Below are 19,614 nucleotides of genomic sequence, written 5' to 3' on the forward strand. Positions count from 1 at the left end.
TGTGTTTTGGTTTTGTTTTGGGGGTCTAACCCCCTTTTCCACTTTTTTTGGGGGTTGGGGGGTGGTCGTTTTTCCGGGGGGGGGGGGTGGGGGGGTCGCTGCGGCCCCCCCCCCCCCCCCCCGAGGCGCATCCGATCCAGGTCCGATCTCTGGGCCTGACCAGAACGGGACCTCAAGCACGACGCCGGATCGCTGCGACACAAAGTCATGGTGGCGGTGCGCTCGCTGTCGAGCGGTGCGCACCGCCACCATGACGCGACGCGTGATCAGCCGAATGTGCACTGATTCTCGGGCAAGGGGCGGTCGGGAAGGCTCGAATCAGGCCTGAAGCAGACTTTTGCGGTACGGGAGAAGGGACCGTAGTTCTCAGACCCGAATCCCGCTGTGCCGAGGTGCACCCACAGTTTGGCCGCGTTGGCGCTGGTGCGATGTCCCCACTTGGCGCCGTCGGTGAGGCCGCGGCACTTGTGGTAAATTCGTTTGCCGGTCGAATCAGACTCGTCTACGCATACTTTCACAACTTGAAAATGTGAAACGTTGTGAACGAAGACGAATCCCAGATCGCTGGCTTGGGCCGCAGGTGTCATGGCGACGCCGGAGATCAGGGCGACGGACAGTGCTGCCACTGCGGCGGACAATTTGTTACGCATAGGTATCCTTGCGCTCGTGTGGTGTACATATTCCCGGATCGGAACTGTATCAACGGCCCGGTGGTCGCGTCGCGGTCATCGCCGCAATTCCTCATTTTTAGAGGCTGTCTATAGCGAATCTACGAAACTGGTCGTGTCCTCACGATCGCCGAAAGCCGGATTGAGCGGACACTTCGCCGGAATGTCGAACGCCGCGAATCTCGCCGGCCTGGGTGAGTGGATTCCGCGACTTCGGCAAGATAACTCCGCGCGCGACTCGGTCGCGTGTTCGTGGTTCACTCGCGCGGTTCCGCCATGCTCACGAGTTCAACGGCTGGAGCGAGCGTGGCAATAGAACCTGCCAGGGTCGAGTTCGGCCACGATCCCCGGCAGCACGTCGGTGTGGTAGCCCAGTTCCCAGCTCTGGCCGCACGGGTGGGCGGACCTGGCCCGGTCGGCGAAAGCCCAGAGGTTTTCGTTGCCACTGTTCCACATGGCCAGCGAGGCGTGGGACATCAGCCGGGCGACGTTCTCGCGGGCTTCGGCCGCGAGCTCGGCGCAGCCCGGTTGTCGCTTCGGCTGGGCGGCAGGGGAGGGCGGGAAGTCTTGCCAGACAAGGACACCACGTTCGTCACAGACGTCGTAGAAGTCGTCGGACTCGTAGCTCCCGTCACCCCGGACCCGCAGCAGATTGACCGCGGCGGCCACGGCTTGGCCCACTCGGACGGCCAGGCGGCCCTTGGTGATCCGGCCGGGGAAGTGGTCATCGGGAACCCAGTCGACGCCATTGACGAAGATCGGTTTCCCGTTCACGACCACGGTGAACGGGGCGTCGATCTGCTCGGGCGTCGTGTTCACGGTGACCGTGCGGAACCCGATCCGTTTCGCGACGACGTCGAGTCGTTCACCGGTCGATTTCGCGCTCAGCTCGACCGCGAGGTCGTAGAGCGGCTGCGCACCGTGCCCGGCGGGCCACCAGCGCTCGACGCCGGGTACGTCGACGGGCCCGATGATCGTCTTCGCGCCGGCGGGGACGAACAGGGTGCGCTCGGCGGAGCCCACGGTGATCCGCAACAGCAGGTCTTGGTGGTGCCTGTCGGCCCATTCGATGTCCGCGTGGATTTCGACCTGGCCGGTCCCGTCGCCGGAGACGGTCACGACCGGCCGGACCCGCGCCAGCCTGGCGAGGTGCCAGCGTTCCAGCCGGACCGGCTCGAGGAGCGTGTTGAACGGGTGCGGGTTTACCTGAGGATGTCCGTCAAGGCCGGGTTCGGCCTTTTCCGCGGATGTCCGCGTGGAGGAGAACGACACCGTGAGGTCGTTGCCGCCGCGGGTAAGGAGGTCCCTGATGTCAAAGCGGTAGCCGCGGTGCTTGGTGGCCACGTCGCCGAGTAGCCGCCCGTTGAGTTCTACGGTGGCTTCGGCGCCCAGGCCGTCGAAGACGAGATCAACTCTTTCGTGCCGGTTCAGCGTCGCTGCCGTGAACGTCGTCGTGTACCGACTGACCGTACGTCGCGTCCAGGCCGGTTCGGCCTGGGCCTGGTCGGCGAACGAGTCGCTGCTCGGCCCGGCGGCCGGTAGGTCGACGTGGGTGCTGCCGGCCACGGCCGTCGGCACCGTCGTGCCCTCGGCGGCGTCGGGGATCTCCGTCGAAGCCGCCGTCAGCTGCCAGCCGTCGTGCAGGTCCTGCCGGATCATGAAGACAGTCCTTCCGTGGATGGGGCCTAGGCCGCTTGGACCGCGTCGCTACTGTGGAATACGTTTTCCTCTGCAAGGCGTTGACAGGCTACATGGCAGCGTGGATCGAGTCACGGGTTCTTTGAGTCGGCAATGTGCCCGCGTCTTCGAGTGAGCGCATTGGGCCTGGTGGACGTCGAGAAAGTTCCGCCATGTGTCGTGCCGCTCACCGGGGCATCAGGTCGCTTCTTGGCGGGTGAAATACGACCGCCAAGGCTGAAAGCGTTTTCCGAGGTTTCCCGGATTCACGGAGCTGTGATCATGGTGTAACCGGCTGTTCCGGCGCTGGTATGACCGTGTTCACCGAGCTCCGCAGGCCAGGAGTGCCACGAGCATGACTGTCAGGCGGGTGGCCAAGGGGTGCGGTGGCGACCTGGTGGTACTGGCCGGCTCAGAACCCCGCCGCGGTGGCGGTTTGATCGAATTTCCAGCCTGCGGGGAACACGTTGTCGCGGATCACCGTTCGTCCGTGTGTGTCGGTGACCTTGAAGCTGATGGCTTGACCGGTCAGTGTCCTGCCCGATTCCCAGTTCATGCCCCAGTTGCGGTTCATCGGCAGCCAGTCGGTCTTGCTGCCCTTGATCCACACGGCTTGCGTGCTCCACCGTGAATTCGAGTCCACGAGCACCAGGTTGAAGTTGGGGTTCCCCCTGATGGTGAAGCGCAGCGGCGAGGGGCCGTCGGTGTCGGCTTCGCTGTAGGTGATGGGCACGATGCCGGCCTTACGCTGGGCGATCTTGAGGAACGCCGTTTCGGAGAGGTCGAGGTGCTCGCGTGGCGGGTTGCACCATCCGCCGTTGTTGTTGGGAAGGCTGGGGTTCGGTGGGCAGAAGTTGGTGATCCGGACCGTGATCGCCGGGCTGCCTGGTAAGCACCAGCGACTGTCCGTGCACTGCACCTTCAAGCGTGTCCCGCAACTCGCGCCGTCCTTGAAGAGCACTTTGCTGACCGCTGTGGACAGTTCCCCCGGATGCGTCGCCTGCCAGTTTCCGAAGCCGCACGCCCCGCCTTGATTACCCGTGTAGAAGGTCGCGTGCGCGGGCTGCCCGGCCGCCGAGGCGGCGGGTGCCGTGCAGGCCAGCAGCGCCGCGGCCACGAGAGTGGTAAAGCGGATCATCCCCATGGGAACCGTCCTTAAGCGCAGCGACCGCTGCAGGCACAGTAGTTGCTCGCGGTCGGGGTCGGCGTGGGCGTGAATCCGCCCGGTCGCTGGAGCTTAGGCTTTGCCAATCGATCAGGTCACTCCGAAGATTCTGAGTGTTCTTCTGGGAGAGTGTCATTGGCTCGCTTGCCGCTCGCTGGGGCAAGGTTCGTGACAATTCCCTAAGTCCGCTCAGAGATGTTCGGAAGCAGGCCTCGGGTAATCGAAGTTTTGTGAAAACGCCAAGAAATCCTTCTAGTGTTCCGCGCATGGGATGAATTCCAGATGTGGAAAGGCTGAGGAGGGTGTGCTGTGCGGGAGACATCGGGCATCGTCGTCGAGGACGAGCGGCTGGCCGAGCTGGTCGACCCCACCGTCGTGGTGGAACGGCTGGGCGGTGGTGCGACGTGGAGCACGGCGCCGCTATGGCTGCCGGGTGAGAACGCGGTCATCTGGTCGGACGTCGTCGGAAACCGGGTGCTGCGGTGGACAGCGGCGACCGGCGAGGTGACGGTCGAGTCGGCCGAGGCCGAGTTCCCCAACGGTCGCGCGCGCGACCACCAGGGCCGTGTGGTGACCTGCTCGCACGGCAAGCAGGCGATCGAGCGCGCCGAAGCCGACGGCACGACGGCGGTGCTCGTCGACCGATCCGGTCCCGCACGACTCACTTCACCCAGCGATGTCGTGGTGGCCTCCGATGGCGCGATCTGGTTCACCGATCCGCGGTACGGCGTCGTCGAGCCGGACGAACCGCACTGTGGTGATTCCGGCCGAGGCGCGGACCACGTGTATCGGCTGGTGCCGGAGACCGGTGAACTCACGTCGGTGCTCGATGGCGTGGAGGAGCCGAACGGGCTCGCGTTCTCGCCGGATGAGCGGCGGCTCTACGTCTCCGACACCTCGTGTGCGCTGCGCGCCGACGGCACCGGCGCGCATTGCATCCGGGTCTACGACGTCACCGCGGAGTGGCGGTGCGTGAACGGCCGGCTGTTCGCGGAGGTCACCCCTGGTGTCGCGGAGGGGTTCTGTGTCGACGTCCACGGCAATGTTTGGACCGCCAGTGCCGGCTCCGTGCAGGTGTACGCGCCGGACGGCACCCGGCTGGGGACGATCCCGGTACCGCAGCGGGTCGGCCACCTGTGCTTCGGTGGCACGGACGGTGACACGCTTTTCATCGCGGCGTCGACGAGCCTCTACCGGCTGCGCACTACCACGCGGGGAAATCTCGGGTGACCCGGGCAGGAAGCTTCTCGGGTGTTCAACCTTCGAGACGTATGTGCCCACCTGGGGCGGATGACCACTTCGTCGCGCTAACAGATTTCTAGAGATCTGCGGAAAAGTTCGGCCGTGGCTGGTGGTGCGGCACCGTCCGTGCTCACAATTCGCCTGGCGATGAAGTCGCCGCCTCATTTCCGGTCTGGAGCTGAATCATGGTGTTCACTCGGTTCAAAATGTATCTCGGAAAAAAATCGATGCGTGCTGCCAGGACGCGTCCTCTTATGGCCCTATTGGCAACACTTGTCGGTCTCGGAATCTGCGCGCCGGCAGTGGCCACTGCCGCGCCCGTGTCCCATTGCAGTTTGTTTGTGGAGACCGGTGCGGTGACCTGTTCCACGCGTATGGCCGCCCAGCCGAACGGTGGCGCCCAGCCGAACAGCGCCGATCGGGCGGGCGGCGGCAGGGTGATCATCGGCAGGGTGTTCGAAGACCAGGACTTCCGCGGACGCTCGTTCACGATCACGGCGGCGCATCCGTGCTGGGACGGCAACGGACGTGACTGGAGTGTCCAGCTGGCCAAGTATGGCTGGGCGAATCGGATCTCCTCGGTGCAGGCGTGGGGTAACTGCTGGTTGAACCTCTACTCCGGTCCGAACCTCAACGGCCAGCACGACGGCCCGTACAAGACTGACACCCCTTATGTCGGCCCCCAGCTGGACAAGCGCGCCCAGTCCATCGGGTTCGACTAGTCCCTCACGTCACAAGAAAGGGTTTCATGACCATGCGAATCAGGAAAGCTTTGACGCTTGCCATGATCTCCATCGCCACGCTCGGCCTGGTCACCCCGCTGGCGCAGGCCGACTCGACGCCAACCACCTGCGAATTGCTCGACAAGTGCAACAACGGCACCGATTCCTGCGTCTTCCATCCCGCGTCGCGCAGGGAATTCGGAGGCCGGCGTCAGCATGTCGGCCGCACCACCTACAACTGCAGCAGTGTCAACCAAATCCAGGGTATCTCATGGGCTGACACCGACGGCGGCTCCAACAGCCTGGGCATTTCCATCGATGCGAGTATGAAGTTTGCGGAGGTCTACACGGTCAGTGTTTCGGCGACGTACAGTCACAGCTGGGAGTGGTCGCACACTGTCACCCGCACCGACAACTTGAACACGCCGGCGTGGGGCGTTGGCGAGATCTTCCACGCGCCGCTGATGCAGACCGTCACCGGCAACTATGAACTCCACTTCAGGAAGCCGTTCTACGGCCACTATTACTGGTATGTCAACAACTTCTCAGCCACTAGTCCGCTGCCCAACGACGGCTCGGTCACCTTCCACACCCGCGCCATGACCAAGGACGAGCGCAACCGCTGCCCACGGTGACACCTCCCCGGGTGACGCCGGCACGGTCGGTGTCACAGTCCGGAGGTAACGAACGCCACGTACGGAACGCACAAAGTTCCGTACGTGGCGTTCGTTCGTGTCAGAGCGGGTCTCCGTGAGGTCGGCCTGTCTTGCGAAGGTCTGGACGTTGAACGTTTCCATTCGAATACCTGAGGCGCTCTGAGGGTGCAAGGCATTTCAAGGGCGGCCTTTGGTGCGTGCCATGAGCACTGGTTCCGTGCTTCACGAATGACCTTTCCTGAAAAAGCGGAATGTGGGCTGGGTGCCTCGCATTGCGTCATTATTCGAGTTTGGATCGTCTCACACTTGACAGGTGGTCACCGGCGACCAGCTGATCCTCCGCTCCGATGACTCCAGTGAGGACTACACGATGGCCATCTACTTCGTGCGGCACGGTGAATCCGTGGCCAACGAGCAGAACCTGTTCGCCGGGACGCAGAACACGCCGTTGACCGAGCTCGGCGTCCGGCAGGCGCACCAAGCGGGGAAGCGGGTCGCGGCGCTGGGGATCCGGTTCGACGAGATCCATGTGTCCACTCTGGACCGGGCCGGTGACACCGCGGCGATCATCGCGGGCGAACTGGTCACCCGGCCGGGTGAGACCGTCGTGTCGGCTGAGCTCGTCGAACGTGATTTCGGGGTGTTCACCGCCCGGAACAAGAGCCTCATCAAGAAGAGCATCGGGTTCCGCGCCTACACCGAGTACTTCCACAGCAGCACCGGTTGTCCTCCGGGCGGGGAAAGCTGGACGCGGATGTATGAGCGGGTACGCACCTATTACGAGTCCGTGCTGCGGCCGCTGTCCGAGGCCGGTCGCCACGTTCTGGTCGTCACCCACAAATACGTGGTGGAGATGTTCGCGCTCGTCGTGGCGGGAATGTCACCGGAGAAGTATCGCGACTTGAAGATCCCCAACGCCAGGCCGTTGTCGGAGGCCGACCTGCGGCGGATCTGCGCTGCCCCGGCGGCGTCGTCGGCGATGCACGACCTCGGTGAGATCGTCGAGATCCGGCTGCCCGCGCTCGTCGCGGGTTCGGCCGTGTTCGGCGTGCTCGCCCAGCTCACGCTGCGGGTGCCGGTGCCGCCGGCGGTGTTCTCGGTGGTGCTGACCGCGCTGCTGGCGGTCAGCACGTTCTTCGGCATGCTCCGGGTGCATTCCGGGGTCGCGCGGGGGGTCGGGCACAGCCTGCGGGTCATGCTGCCGCTCACCCTGCTCCGGCTTGTCGCCGGGCTGGCGCTGATCTGGAGTGGCGCCAGTGTGCCGCTGGTGCTGCTGGGGCTGTTCCTGCTGCTGCCGCCCGCGCTGCTCACCCCGGCCTTGTCCCTGCTGTGGGACGGGGACTACTTCACCTCCGTCCGGCAGGCGATCGCCGCTTCGGTGGTGTTTCCCGTGGTCGTGCTGGCGGCGGCGTTGTGGCTGCCGGACCGGTTCGGCGCGCCCGGCCCGGCGCTGGTCGGTTACGCGGGCGTGCTGCTCGGCGCGATGGTCCTGCCCACGGCACTGGCCCAGGCCCTGCGCACACGCGACCCGATCAGGGCGGGGCAGCTCAGCACGAACTGGAACTGGCTCGGCGGGCTCTCCCTGATGCCGCTGGCCGCGTTCGCGACCTTCGCGCTGAGCCCGGCGATCGGGTTTTCGGGACTCGGCAGCCCAGGGGAGTTGGTCGGACTGGCCGAGGACGCCGTCGCGGTGGTCGCGGTGCTGCTGGCCGTGCGCCTGGCCGCGCTGGGGTTCTCCCGATGGCGTGAACTCTGCCCGCGGGTCGCCCGCGACCTGTTCATCACGCAGAGCACGCCGAATATCTTCCTCTGGTTCGCGCTCGCCGGCGGGCTCCTGCACACCACGACCGGGTATTTGACGCTGCTGGCGCCCACGCTCGCGTGCGGGTTCTTCCTGGCCATGTACGCGGACGAGCTCGTCTTCGTGCGCAAACACACCCGCGACCTGGGGCTGGCGGTCACCTCCACGGGCAAGCCGACGCTGCGCCCGACCCTGGCTTAGTGCGGCAGCGGGGTCGTTTGATCGAGTCGCGGACCAGCGGTTGTTGCCCGACGGCGGTGGCGAGTGCGTCGGCCCGTGTCTTCCCGGCTGGGGTGCCGAAGCGATGGTCGCAGGAGATAGCCATCTTCCACGCAGCGTTCCCGCTCACCGGCCAGGACGCCGGGAGGTGGAGCCGGCGGTCGATCAACGCCCGGCCCTTGGCCGAGACGTAGGTCAAGAACACCCCGAGCAGGCAGTTCACGATCTGTGTGGATATCTCATCAGAATAGGTAGCCCCCGTGAATTGGTCTGTGGCAGTACCAAATTCACAGGGGCTACCGTCCGTGGTGAGCCTATTGCCGACCCGCGGTGGCCGATGGTTATGAGGAAACGCTCAACGCTGGGGGATCAGTTGGAATTGCAACCGCCTGTTCGACTGTCGCCGGTGTAGTAAGGGTTGCCGACGGCGTCTACGCGGAAGCAGTAGTCACGGTCCGCCGGGAGGGCGGTCTTGTACACGTCTTCCCCGCCGGGGTACGAGGTGACGCCGTGGAGTGAAACAAGCAGGCTGTATTTGTCGTTCGCGTTGAAGTACCAAAGAGCACGACCACCGATCCTCCTCTTTTGCCTCCAGGTGTACACGGTGCCGGTGCCGTCGGCATGGTAAAGCTCGGCGCGCGCCGACCAGCTCGGCGCTCCATGGGTCGAGATCAAGATGAAATGCCGTGAGACCGCCGCCGCATTGGCCGGTGCCGCGACAAGACCCAGCAGCATACCGGCGGAGAGGAGGATTGTGGCCAACGGCGTGAAGAGCCGTTTGAAGCTGCGCATGATTATTCCCTGAAGTTACATTCGGGCTCGTTCGGAGCCGTCGAGCTGTTCGCGCGACAAGTGTAATGTTTGCCAGCCGAGTGGCCGCCTGCAATCCGTGCGGGCAAAGTTCAGGTCTTTCCCTATGGCGCGTCCTGGATATGCGGAGAAATGGATGTTGCGCAGCGCGATGACGCTGCCTGTGCGGCACGCCGCACAGGAGCGCCGCGCCACCTCGCCCTGACTGAACTGGTACCCCCATGCTTCACCAGGTCCGCCAGCGCTGGGAGCGTGCACGGCATCAGAGGGTGGGTTCGCCCTTCTGGCTAGTGGATCTCGTTGTATTTACAGGTGCGTCACATCAGGCTAGTGTGAACGTTCACAGTCTTCCGGTTCGTTGTCCCACTGTCGCGCCGCCTTCGTCACCGCTGATAAGGAGTGCATCGCAAGATGCCGACGCCTCACCACCGACGGAGCACGTACAACCCTTCGCCAGCACACCGGACGGGTTCAATGACACAGCCTTCCCTCGATCCGACCCCGCCGCGACGTCCGCGGAGGCGCCGCGCCACAGTCGTGCTCGTCGGCGCACTGATCGCGAGCGGCGCCGCGCCGGTCGCGGGACCGGCGGCGTACGCGGCCGTCGACCCCGTGGCGTCCGACCGCGTCGACGCGGCATCGGCCCCGAAGTACGCCGGTTACCTGTTCACCTACTTCACTGGCGAGAACACCTCCGCGGGCGAGCAGATCTACTTCGCGCTCAGCCAGGGCAACGACCCGGCCCGGTGGCGCCGGCTCAACGGCGGGCTGCCCGTGTCGACCTCGACCGTGGGGACCCGCGGCGTGCGCGACCCGTTCATCATCCGTTCCCCGCAGGGCGACAGGTTCTACCAGATCGCCACCGACCTGCGGATGTACGGCAACGGGAACTGGGACCAGGTCCAGCGGAGGGGCAGCAAGTCCATTGTGGTCTGGGAGTCGGCCGACCTGGTGAACTGGAGCGCGCCGCGCCTGGCCCGTGTCTCACCGGACACAGCAGGCAACACATGGGCACCCGAGGCCTATTACGACGAAGGACTCGGCCAGTACGTCGTGTTCTGGGCGTCGAAGCTGTACGCCGCCAACGACCCGAACCACACCGGCACCACCTACAACCGCATGATGTACGCCACGACCTCCGACTTCCGGACCTTCAGCGCCGCGAAGGTCTGGGTCGACAAGGGCTACTCGACGATCGATTCGACGCTCATCAAGCACAACGGCACCTACTACCGCTTCACGAAGGACGAGCGGAGCCCGTCGCAGAACGCGTGCGGCAAACTGGTCCTCGCGGAGAAGTCGGCGACCATCCTGAACCGCGGCTACTCCTTCGTCACCGAATGCCTCGGGAAAAACGCGATCAGCCAAGGTGAGGGTCCGTTGGTCTTCAAATCGAACACCGACGAACGCTGGTACATGTTCATCGACGAGTACGGAGGGCGGGGCTACGTCCCGTTCACGACCACCGACCTGAACAGCCGGCAGTGGTCACCCGTCTCCGGCTACACGATGCCCGGAAAGCCACGCCACGGCACCGTCCTGCCGATCACCCAGGCCGAGTACGACCGGCTACTGCAACGCTGGGGCTGAAGTGTGGTTCCCCGGCAGGGGGCACGAGCGAATGCGCTCGTGCCCCCTGCCGGGGTAGGTCGCTACGCGCAGGTGCGGTCGATGTTGTAGTAGTTCGCGCCGGTCTGACGAAGTTTCGTTGTTGTGTAAAGGTTGTTGAGACCGAGGTTCTGGTTGGAACCGTTGGCCAGTGCGTAGCCGAAGCTGTTGTGCGCCCGGCCGGCGACCACGTGGTCGTAGTTGGAACTGAAGAAGCACTGACCGGACGGAGTGCTGGTGGGCGGGGCGCTCGTGCCGGTGGTGGGCGTGGGTGTGCCGGTCGGCGGGTTCTCGTGCGCGATGATGAACGCGCGCATCGCGGCGAGCGCGGTGGCGTTGCTGATGATGGTGAAGTGCGTCGGGGCCGACGGTCCGGAGAGCAGGTAGTTGTCGTCGGCGCCCGCGAGCTTGGCCGTGTCGTACGGTGCGGCGTTGATGTCGTTGACCGACCGGATGGTCATGTAGGCGACCTGCGGGTGGCCCGGAACCTCGGTGCCGGAGTTGAGGTCACGCAGGAACGGGGAGTTCGCGGAGCCGAACTGCTGGCAGGACACGCAGAACTGGCAGCCGTTGTTCGGTGCGGGCAAAACGTGAACTTGACTCACGTATGTGTCAGCCATCACCATCATCCGATGGACGCCTACCTCGGGGCGCGCACAGGAGGTTCACGATGAGACGGCATCGCAGGATCCTGTCACTCGCGGTAGCCGCGCTGACCGCGATCGCGCTCAGTGCCGGTGGCGCGCCGACGTCGTCGGCCGGGCCGAACTGGTGGGAGCCGGTGAACCGGCCGAGCCCGGACAGCGAGATCGGCGCGACCGGCGCCCCGTTCACCGGCAGTCAGGGTGGGGAGGTCCGCGGCTTCGTCGACGCCCACAACCACATCCTCGCCAACGAGGGCTTCGGCGGCAGGCTGATCTGCGGCAAGGCGTTCTCGCCGGCGGGCGTCGCCGACGCGCTGAAGGACTGCCCCGAGCACTACCCCGACGGCAGCGGCGCCACCTTCGAGAACCTCACCGCCGATCCGGACGGGCACCACGACCCGGTCGGCTGGCCGACCTTCAAGGAATGGCCGACCCACAAATCGCTGACGCATCAGCAGAACTACTACGCCTGGATCGAGCGGGCGTGGCGCGGCGGGCAGCGCATCATGGTGAACGACCTGGTGAGCAACGGCGTCCTGTGCGCACTGCCGATCATGCCGAAGGATCGCGGCTGCGACGAGATGGACGCCATCCGGCTCGAAGCACGCAAGTCCTGGGAGATGCAGGACTACATCGACGGCATCTACGGTGGCCCCGGCAAGGGCTTCTTCCGGATCGTCACCAGCCCGGAGCAGGCCCGCCAGGTGGTGATGGACGGCAAGCTGGCGGTCATCCTCGGAGTGGAGACCTCGGAACCCTTCGGCTGCAAGCAGATCATGGACGTCGCGCAGTGCTCGGCCGCGCAGATCGACGCCGGGATCAACGAGCTGTACTCGCTCGGCGTGCGCAGCATGTTCCTGTGCCACAAGTTCGACAACGGCCTGTGCGGCGTGCGCTTCGACTCGGGCAGCACCGGCCAGATCCTCCAGGCCGGTCAGTTCTCCTGCTGCGCCACCACGTGGACGACCGAGGTGTGCCCGGGTCCGCAGCAGGACAACCCGATCGCGGGCGGCGACCCGGCCAAGCGCTGCAACACCCGAGGCCTCACCCGTCTCGGCGAGCACGCGCTGCGCCGCATGATGGAACGGCACATGATGGTCGAGCTCGACCACATGAGCGTCAAGGCGGCCGCGCGCACCCTGGACATCCTCGAGGCGGAGAAATATCCCGGCGTGCTGTCCACGCACAGCTGGATGGACGCGGGCTGGTCCGAGCGGGTGTACAAACTGGGCGGTTTCATCGCAGGCTATGACACCGGCTCGGAGAACTTCGTCAGCGAGTGGCGGCGCAACAAGGCCCTGCGTGACAAGTACAAGGTCGGCTACGGCTTCGGTTCCGACATGAACGGTGTCGGCGGCTGGCCCGCGCCGCGCACCGGCGCGACCAACCCGGTGGTCTACCCGTATCGCAGCTTCGACGGCGCCACGATGATGGATCGGCCGAAGACCGGCGAGCGAACCTGGGACATCAACGTCGACGGCGCCGCGCACTACGGCCTGATCCCGGACTGGATCGAGGACGTCCGCATGGTCGGTGGGCAGGCTGTCATCGACGACCTGGCAAGGGGAGCGGAGTCGTACCTGAGGACCTGGAAAGCCACCACCACGCATGTCCTCGGCACCAACCTCGCCAACGCGAAGCCGGCCACGGCCAGCTCGGCGGAGTGGAACCCGTTCGTGAACCTGTCGCCGTCGAGCGCCGTCGACGGCGACCGCGGCACCCGGTGGTCCAGCACCTGGAACGACGGGCAGTGGTATCAGGTCGATCTCGGCTCCGAACAGACCGTCGGCCGGGTGACCATCGACTGGGAGGCGGCATACGCGTCCGAATACCGCATCGAGACGTGGAGTGAAGCCGCCGGCGCCTGGCGAACGGTCTGGTCGACCACCGCCGGAGACGGCGGCATCGACACCGCACGGTTCGACCCGGTCACCACGCGCAGGGTGCGGTTCTTCGGCGTCAAGCGGGCCACCCGCTACTGCTTCTCGTTCTGGGAGTTCGGCGTCTTCACCTCGTAGCGGTTTCTCTATGCGCCAGCGAATGTGTGACTGTCCGCTATGGACAGTCACACATTCGCTGGCGCCGTCCTTGGTGTGTCCGGCAATGGCGCATTCAGAATGAGCGATCACCGTCCACGCTGGCGCCAACGACCAACCGCCCGTTCTCTGCGTGGCATACGCGGGTCTACAACAGGCGGTTGACAAGCCGCTCATATTGCGGTATTTGCACTGGTCCGAAGATAGAGCCATAACGCCGATGACCAGGGAACGTCGGGATCTTCACGTTCATGTGCGTACGGAGAGGCTGGCCTCTACCTTCGGGAACATGACGGAGAAGACGATTCCCAGGCTGATGGCCCAGTCGATTGAGCCGGTGGCCGACTTCTACACCGCATTGGGGTTTGAGATCACGTTCCGGCAGACGGCGCCTTATCAGTTTCTGAGTGTGAAACGAGGGGGTGTCGAGCTGAACTTCTACGGAGACACAAAGTTCGATCCGAGGTCTTCCACGCATGGTTGCCTTGTCGACACCGATGACGTCGACTACCTGTATGCGGTCTTCACTGAAGGGCTGCGGGAGACCTTCGGTTCCGTGCCCGCTCGAGGACTTCCGCGGATAGGTGCGTTGAGGAACAGGACCTACGGGGTGCGAGAGTTCCTGGTGACCGATCCTGGTGGAAACACGCTCCAGATCGCGCAACCGACCAGCGAGAACCAACGGCACCAGCCATTGCCGAAAACGACGTTCGACCGGGCCATCCACATGGGCTCACTGTTCGCGGACTCCAAACAGGACTTGGAGCTGGCCGTGAAAGTCCTGGACCGGGCTTTGTCTCGGACCGACGAGGATCCGACCGAGGTTCAGCTCGTGAAGCTGCTGGTGCTCCGGGCCGACGTAGCGGTCCGCCAAGGCGAGCGGGCACTGGCCAGGGAACTGCTGGCCCGCGCCAGGGCCGCCAGGGTCAGCGGGCCGGAATTGGCTGACGACCTCCGGCGGATCACGGAGCTCGAATCCGGGCTGTGAGCAGCATTCAGGCGGCAGCCAGAACCGACCGTCACCGGGTGAACAGCGGCCTGCGGCATGAGCAAGAATTGCCCACCGGAGTGCAACGGGACCGACCTGGCAGGAGGCGTCCATGGCTGTTCGCTTGAGCGCGGTCATCAAGGCGCCGAACGGATACCTGCTCGTCCTCCGGCAAGACTCGCCCGACGGCACCCATCGACATCTGCTGCCGGGCCGCAGGGTCGACGGCACTGACCAGCCGTTCGAGGACGCGTTGCGGCGTGTCCTCCGCGAGCAGGCGAACCTCGCCACGACCATCGGCGCGCTCATCGGCATCGACAAGACCGGCGTGGACGACGAATACGTGTTCGTCGCGCACACCGACGAGGACAACTCGGTTTCGGGACACTTCACAGATCGGCTCCCGCCAGCGCCAAGCGGGTATTCCTGGAACTGCATCGAGCCCACGCCAACCGCCATCCACGACGCCAACTTCACGTCCAAGAGGATCGGAAACCTCCTCGCCGGCCACCTGCGACACGGCCAGCAGCCATGGGCACTGACCGATATCCGATCCCGACCGTCCGCCACTCGCCGCCACCACAAGGCGCCCTGAGCCGCGAGCGTCCGACGGCACACACGCGCCCGGCAACACTGGGATCATGCCCGCCTCGAGGCATGAGAGTGCGTTATCGGTGTGCTCGGCCTGTCATGCGCCGGCATCGGGTGGACTGCGGTCGGTTGCTATGGGCTGCTGGGTGTAACGGGTTCGACGGGCAAGGGGATGAATTTCCTGGACCGGCTCTGTTTCACCATCTTCCTGAGCACCAGTCGCCGAACACCCGAGGAGACCGATGAGGACCGAGCCGATCACTGAGGACACCATCGCCGAGGTCCGCATGCATGCCATGGCGCAGCCGGCGGCCGGTTTGCCCAGGCTGGCTCGCAGTCTCCTGCAGTTTGGGTGGCAGGTTGACCGAGCCAGCCCCAGCAAACGCATCCCATACTTCGAAGAGGCCGCGGCCATCTACCGGCGTTTAGTCACCGACGGAACCGAGGAACACCTCGGCGCCGCGATGCAGGCGATTGCGTCGCTTGGCCAGCAGTACTCGCTCGTACACGCCGACAGCCTCGCCTTGGCCGCGAGACACGAGGCTGCGGCACTCGCCCGCCGGGTCAACTCGCATCGCGAAGGCGGCACTCAGGAGTCCAAGATTCTCGCTGATCTCGCGCATGGTCTGGCCGAGTGCGGGCAGTTCGCTCAGGCGGCGACTGTTGAACGGGAGGTGGTTGACATCTACCGCGCTGCCGTCAGCCGGGGCGGCTACGAGTTGTCCAGCCTTCTCGCCTGGTCTCTGCTGGACTTGGCGATCTTTCTCGACCTGGCAGGCCAGGGCGAAGCCAGTCTGGCGATCGACCACGAGGCGCTGGCGCTTCAGCGCCGCGTGACAGAGACTGATCCCGATCGGCAGCTGCCCACACTCGCGATCTGGACGGCTGGGGCATCGCTGCGGCTCGCCGGCTCCGGCCACCCGCGGCAAGCGCGAGAGCTGCTGCGGGAATCCATCGCCGCCTGCGATCAACTCCCGGCCGAGGGCGAGCGTGGCAACTTCAGATTCCTCCAAGCCGTGCATGCCGCGCACTTCGCCAGATCAGGCGTCCACGACGAACAACCCGACGCCGACGGCGTGACCCCGATCGGCGTCCACCCGGACCAGTCCTTGCAACCCGTGTTCGGGTTGAGTTTTCACCACTGGTCCTTCAGCGTCAGGCATGCCTACCGCAAGGGATTGGCCGCCATCGGCGAAGCGATCATCGCCAGATCCAAACTGAGCCCAGGTGACCCGGCGCGGCTGGCCGAACTGGGGACCCTGGTGCGCCGCCGAAACATTCGTGCTTCGGTGCTCTCCGGCTTCGAATACCGCACCGGCCACTACCCGGACGTGCTCATCCCCGCACTGGCGCACGGCGTCGCCCTCGAGCGCTTGCTCCTCGCCGCCGATCCCATCCGAGGCCCTCAGCGGCTGGTTCGAGCTCTGACTGACCACGCCGCCGCATGTCTTACCGTGAGCGCGAACGCGAACGCGGCCAACATCCTGCGCGAGGCGCATGCTCTCTACATGACCATCGACAACCGGTCGCACTAGTTGACAAAAGCGTCGACGACCAGACCACTCGTTCAGACGCTTCTGGTGTCTGAGCAACATCCCGCAAACGAGCAGTTCGCGGCATGAGCGTGCATTGGCTCACCGCGAATGGGTCCTGTGTCGCCAGGCGATGGCGAGAGCCACTAGTGCTGCCGCTATGGGCAGTCCGCCTTCAGTATCAATACCGTCATGTCCAGGAGTCTTTGGTAGTACTCGCGGCCGTAGGCGTCCAGCTCGGGAATAACCCGAATGAGTCGCTGTTCGCATTCGGCGACAACGTCCCACCTCCAGTCATCCAGGCGACCTTGTTGCTTCAGCCAGACGGAGACACAACCGGCCGGGTCTGCATCAAGCATCACCAGGTCGAAGCCCGCCACGTCGGCACCGTGCCACCGGCTCGGGAACGACGCCTTGTTGTGGGCCTCGAAAAGCGTCGTGACTGCTTCCAGTCGATCCGCAAAATCCAACGGCTTTCCTCCTCCTACGCCAACGAAACAATGGTACGGACGCACGCTCATCGACATGACAGGACGCGCCATGCGGCAGTGAGTGCGTTCTGGCCGGGAAGGTGATCGTGGGTTCGGAGTCGGTCACAGTCTTGTCATCTGAGGAGATGTGTTTCTGGCGCGGGCAGCCACGCCAGCGCCTGTCCAGGCCGACTTCGCGTTGTTCAGGCACCGAAGTGGCGCGGGTGGGACCGCACGCTGGCCGCGATCGCCGCTGAGATCGCCGTCAGGAGGCCACCGACGGCGGTCAGCCCGGCGGCGATGCCGTTGGCTTTGTGGAAGCCGAAGACGAAGTCAAGCTGGGCCCCGAAGTCCGCGCCCCTCACCAGCGGGGACGCGAAGACCGCCGCGACGAACAGGACACACAGGGCGCACAGCGCCCACGCGCCCCAGATCGCCCGCGCGAACGTGAACGCCGCCGTGACCAGCAGGCACAACGCGGCGATGAAACCGCCGAGGACATTCACCCACGCCAGGCTCGACCATTCGTCGAACGGGCCGCTGATCTCGATGCTGGCGATCGCGAACCAGAACTGCCCGCCGTGACCAGGCCGAGGGACCCGGCGATCGCCGAGGCGGCGGCGTTGGCCATGGGGCGCCTGGTGAAAGAGCCCGCGCCGCCCCACACGGGCCCACCGACAGCCCCACCCGGCGACGCGAGACCATCCTGCGGATAGTTCGGCTCCCTGCCGGCCGACGGTGGAGCCGGCCACGGGGCAGGGGGCGCAGGCCGCGGGCGGGTGGGCTGGACCACGGTCGGCCAGGCATCTCCGTCGGCCGCGCCCAGCCGAGCGGGGGCGGCGACGAGCGCGGCGACCCGGTCGCGCTGGGCGGTGATCATCCCGTGTACCGCCGCGGGCCACGGCCGCACCGACGGCGCCAGCGAGCCGACCATCTCCAGGATCCGGGCCGGGGTCGGCCGTGCGGCGGGGTCTTTGGCCAGACACTGCGCGATGATCGGGCGAAGCCTGCCGGGTACCTCGGTGAGGTCGGGTTGGTTCGACACGACGTTGTTCAGCGTGCGCAGGGTCGAGGACCCGGCGAACGGGCTCGCCCCTGAGCAGGCGGCGGCCAGCACGCTGCCCAACGAGAACACATCCGAGGCCGGGCCCAGCTCGCCGCCCTCGGCCTGCTCGGGTGAGGCGAACCCCGGCGTCCCCACCAGCCACCCTGTGCGCGTCAGCTCACCGCGCCCGCCCTCGGCGGCCCTGGCGATCCCGAAATCGACCACCCGCGGCCCGTCGTCGGTCAGCAACACGTTGGAGGGCTTGAGGTCCCGGTGGACCAAGCCGGCCTCGTGGATGCCCCCCAGCGCGGTCGCCAGCCCCGCCGCCAGCCGCAGCACGGACTCCTCCGGCAGCGGCCCGGCCGCTTCCAGGGCCTCCCGCAGCGACGGGCCCGGCACGAACACCGACGCCAGCCACGGCACTGCGGCCTGCGGGTCGGCGGCCACGACCGCGGCGGTGTAGGCACCCGACACCTTCCGGGACGCGGCGACCTCACGGGCGAACCGCGCACGGAAACCCTCGTCCGCCAGCGCTTCGGTCAGCACCTGCTTGACCGCCACCAACCGCCCGTCCTGGCCCGAGGCCAACAGCACCCGCCCCATCCCGCCCCGCCCCAACTCCCCGAGCACCCGGTACGGGCCCACCGCACCCGCCTCGGCTTCACCCAGCGGCCTCACCATGGACTCGCCCGATCAGCCCGAACACTCTCCGCCAACCTCACGCACGCCTCCGCGGACAACTCTCCGACAAACCGCGGCGACCCTAGCCACCGCCGATGAAACCCCGATGAAATCACCAGGCCACAAGCCCCCGCCCTCGCACGGATCGAGGCCCGAACATCCTCAATTCGGCATGACAGCGTACGAAGAAGCTGGCTGGAGTCGCTGGCGCGGCGCAGATACGGCGTCGGATGTTGCTGGGGTTTCGGCCATATGCGATGTCACGCAGTGGTGACCAGGCGTTCCAGCTCGCAGGCAGACAGGTTTGGATTGCGAGCAGCCCCTTGGCGCAATACCGGGTCGGGGTCGACCAGCAGTCGGCGGACGTCGTCGATGGCCAGACGAGGGCTGGCCGCGGCGGTCTGGCGGACTTCAGCGTCGGGCGTCTTCCCTGCTGGACGGTTCGACGGCGTGGATTTTGGGCCGTGGAATGGCCCATAAGCCGGACCCTCGGCCCACAAGCCCCGGGTAAATCGGGCTTTATCCCAGCGGGGGTGGGCTCTGTTGGGGTTTCATAAGGATTTCATCGCTGCTCGCTAGGTTCGCCGGAGATCTCGGCTGACATGGGGAGTGGTCATGGTCTCTGCTGGTCGGAACCACATTGGGCGGCGGTTGTGGTCGCTGCTGCGTGCGACGGCGCTGGTCGTGCTCGTGGCGTTGGTGGCTTCGCTGACACAGGCGGTAGCGCTGCCGCCGTCTTCGGTGGCAGCACCACTGAAGGAGGTGCCGCGCGACCTGCCGGTGTTGTCGACGTCGTCGGTGCCGTCGCGGGACAAGTCCCATCAGGTGCCCGAGGCGAAGCAGCCGAAGGCCGACTTCAAACGCTTAGCGCCCGCCGGGGCCGCCGCCCGAAGATCGGCCGCGGCGCCCGAGACCAGCTTGGTCGGCCCGGTCGACGACGCCGTGGTGGGCACCGAAACGCCGGTGCTGCAGGTCGCGGCGGTCGGCGACGAGGTGCTGTACTGCTTCAAAGTGTCCACCGGGTTCGACGGCCGTTCGGGCAGCGTGGTCGACTCGGGC

Annotated in this window: 18 protein-coding genes; 10 read left to right on the top strand and 8 right to left on the bottom strand. The window is 65.8% G+C overall.

Annotated features, from left to right (window positions below):
- Positions 1-266: 266 nt before the first annotated feature.
- The 3 genes from ACFV15_RS43480 to ACFV15_RS43490 form a co-directional block, all read right to left on the bottom strand.
- Positions 267-650, bottom strand: a complete 384-nt coding sequence (locus tag ACFV15_RS43480) for a hypothetical protein (protein ID WP_378358723.1) — start codon at positions 648-650, stop codon at positions 267-269.
- A gap of 306 nt (positions 651-956) precedes the next feature.
- On the bottom strand, positions 957-2,327 hold the full coding sequence (locus ACFV15_RS43485; RefSeq protein ID WP_378358725.1) for a glycoside hydrolase family 2 protein: 1,371 nt from the start codon (positions 2,325-2,327) through the stop codon (positions 957-959).
- A 430-nt stretch (positions 2,328-2,757) separates the two neighbouring features.
- Complete coding sequence (locus ACFV15_RS43490; protein WP_378358726.1) at positions 2,758-3,489, bottom strand: expansin C-terminal domain-related protein; 732 nt, start codon at positions 3,487-3,489, stop codon at positions 2,758-2,760.
- Between the two features lie 330 nt (positions 3,490-3,819).
- Here ACFV15_RS43490 and ACFV15_RS43495 point away from each other — a divergent pair, with 330 nt between their 5' ends.
- From ACFV15_RS43495 to ACFV15_RS43510, 4 genes are all read left to right on the top strand, one after another.
- Positions 3,820-4,740 carry an SMP-30/gluconolactonase/LRE family protein gene (locus ACFV15_RS43495; RefSeq protein WP_378358727.1) on the top strand — a complete coding sequence of 307 codons (921 nt, stop codon included), beginning with the start codon at positions 3,820-3,822 and terminating at the stop codon, positions 4,738-4,740.
- A 368-nt stretch (positions 4,741-5,108) separates the two neighbouring features.
- Positions 5,109-5,474 carry a peptidase inhibitor family I36 protein gene (locus ACFV15_RS43500; RefSeq protein WP_378358728.1) on the top strand — a complete coding sequence of 122 codons (366 nt, stop codon included), beginning with the start codon at positions 5,109-5,111 and terminating at the stop codon, positions 5,472-5,474.
- A gap of 26 nt (positions 5,475-5,500) precedes the next feature.
- Positions 5,501-6,109 (top strand): hypothetical protein, encoded by a 609-nt coding sequence (locus tag ACFV15_RS43505; protein ID WP_378358730.1) that lies wholly within the window; start codon positions 5,501-5,503, stop codon positions 6,107-6,109.
- Positions 6,110-6,443: 334 nt separating this feature from the next.
- On the top strand, positions 6,444-8,132 hold the full coding sequence (locus ACFV15_RS43510) for a histidine phosphatase family protein (protein ID WP_378358731.1): 1,689 nt from the start codon (positions 6,444-6,446) through the stop codon (positions 8,130-8,132).
- 387 nt (positions 8,133-8,519) lie between these two features.
- Here ACFV15_RS43510 and ACFV15_RS43515 read toward each other — a convergent pair whose 3' ends face one another.
- Entirely contained in the window at positions 8,520-8,942 is a 423-nt protein-coding gene (locus ACFV15_RS43515; protein ID WP_378358732.1) for a hypothetical protein, read from the bottom strand.
- A gap of 492 nt (positions 8,943-9,434) precedes the next feature.
- On the opposite strand from ACFV15_RS43515, the gene ACFV15_RS43520 reads away from it, so the two are divergent.
- On the top strand, positions 9,435-10,550 hold the full coding sequence (locus ACFV15_RS43520; RefSeq protein WP_378358734.1) for a glycoside hydrolase family 43 protein: 1,116 nt from the start codon (positions 9,435-9,437) through the stop codon (positions 10,548-10,550).
- A 62-nt stretch (positions 10,551-10,612) separates the two neighbouring features.
- On the opposite strand, the gene ACFV15_RS43525 is transcribed toward ACFV15_RS43520, so the two are convergent.
- A complete protein-coding gene (locus tag ACFV15_RS43525; protein WP_378358735.1) occupies positions 10,613-11,155 on the bottom strand; it encodes a hypothetical protein in 543 nt (180 codons plus the stop codon).
- 83 nt (positions 11,156-11,238) lie between these two features.
- Between ACFV15_RS43525 and ACFV15_RS43530 the strand changes: the two genes are divergently transcribed.
- The 4 genes from ACFV15_RS43530 to ACFV15_RS43545 all read left to right on the top strand — a co-directional run bounded on the left by ACFV15_RS43530 (position 11,239) and on the right by ACFV15_RS43545 (position 16,362).
- The gene (locus ACFV15_RS43530) at positions 11,239-13,230 is read left to right on the top strand and encodes a discoidin domain-containing protein (protein ID WP_378358737.1); all 1,992 of its coding nucleotides are present in this window, start codon (positions 11,239-11,241) and stop codon (positions 13,228-13,230) included.
- A gap of 307 nt (positions 13,231-13,537) precedes the next feature.
- Positions 13,538-14,236: a VOC family protein gene (locus tag ACFV15_RS43535; protein ID WP_378358739.1), complete on the top strand. Its 699-nt coding sequence runs from the start codon at positions 13,538-13,540 to the stop codon at positions 14,234-14,236.
- A 112-nt stretch (positions 14,237-14,348) separates the two neighbouring features.
- Complete coding sequence (locus ACFV15_RS43540) at positions 14,349-14,831, top strand: NUDIX hydrolase (protein ID WP_378358741.1); 483 nt, start codon at positions 14,349-14,351, stop codon at positions 14,829-14,831.
- Between the two features lie 238 nt (positions 14,832-15,069).
- Positions 15,070-16,362: a tetratricopeptide repeat protein gene (locus ACFV15_RS43545; protein ID WP_378358743.1), complete on the top strand. Its 1,293-nt coding sequence runs from the start codon at positions 15,070-15,072 to the stop codon at positions 16,360-16,362.
- A 155-nt stretch (positions 16,363-16,517) separates the two neighbouring features.
- On the opposite strand, the gene ACFV15_RS43550 is transcribed toward ACFV15_RS43545, so the two are convergent.
- The 3 genes from ACFV15_RS43550 to ACFV15_RS43560 form a co-directional block, all read right to left on the bottom strand.
- Entirely contained in the window at positions 16,518-16,829 is a 312-nt protein-coding gene (locus ACFV15_RS43550) for a hypothetical protein (RefSeq protein ID WP_378358745.1), read from the bottom strand.
- A gap of 203 nt (positions 16,830-17,032) precedes the next feature.
- Positions 17,033-17,335, bottom strand: coding sequence for a hypothetical protein (locus ACFV15_RS43555; protein ID WP_378358746.1), 303 nt, complete (start codon positions 17,333-17,335; stop codon positions 17,033-17,035).
- On the bottom strand, positions 17,332-18,555 hold the full coding sequence (locus ACFV15_RS43560) for a serine/threonine-protein kinase (protein ID WP_378358747.1): 1,224 nt from the start codon (positions 18,553-18,555) through the stop codon (positions 17,332-17,334). Before ACFV15_RS43560 ends, ACFV15_RS43555 begins: the two co-directional genes overlap by 4 nt.
- 615 nt (positions 18,556-19,170) lie before the next feature.
- Between ACFV15_RS43560 and ACFV15_RS43565 the strand changes: the two genes are divergently transcribed.
- Positions 19,171-19,614 (top strand): hypothetical protein (locus tag ACFV15_RS43565; protein WP_378358749.1); only part of this gene is annotated, 444 nt, incomplete at its 3' end.

The organism is Amycolatopsis sp. NPDC059657 (assembly GCF_042734395.1).
In the GTDB taxonomy this organism is placed as follows: Bacteria; Actinomycetota; Actinomycetes; order Mycobacteriales; family Pseudonocardiaceae; genus Amycolatopsis.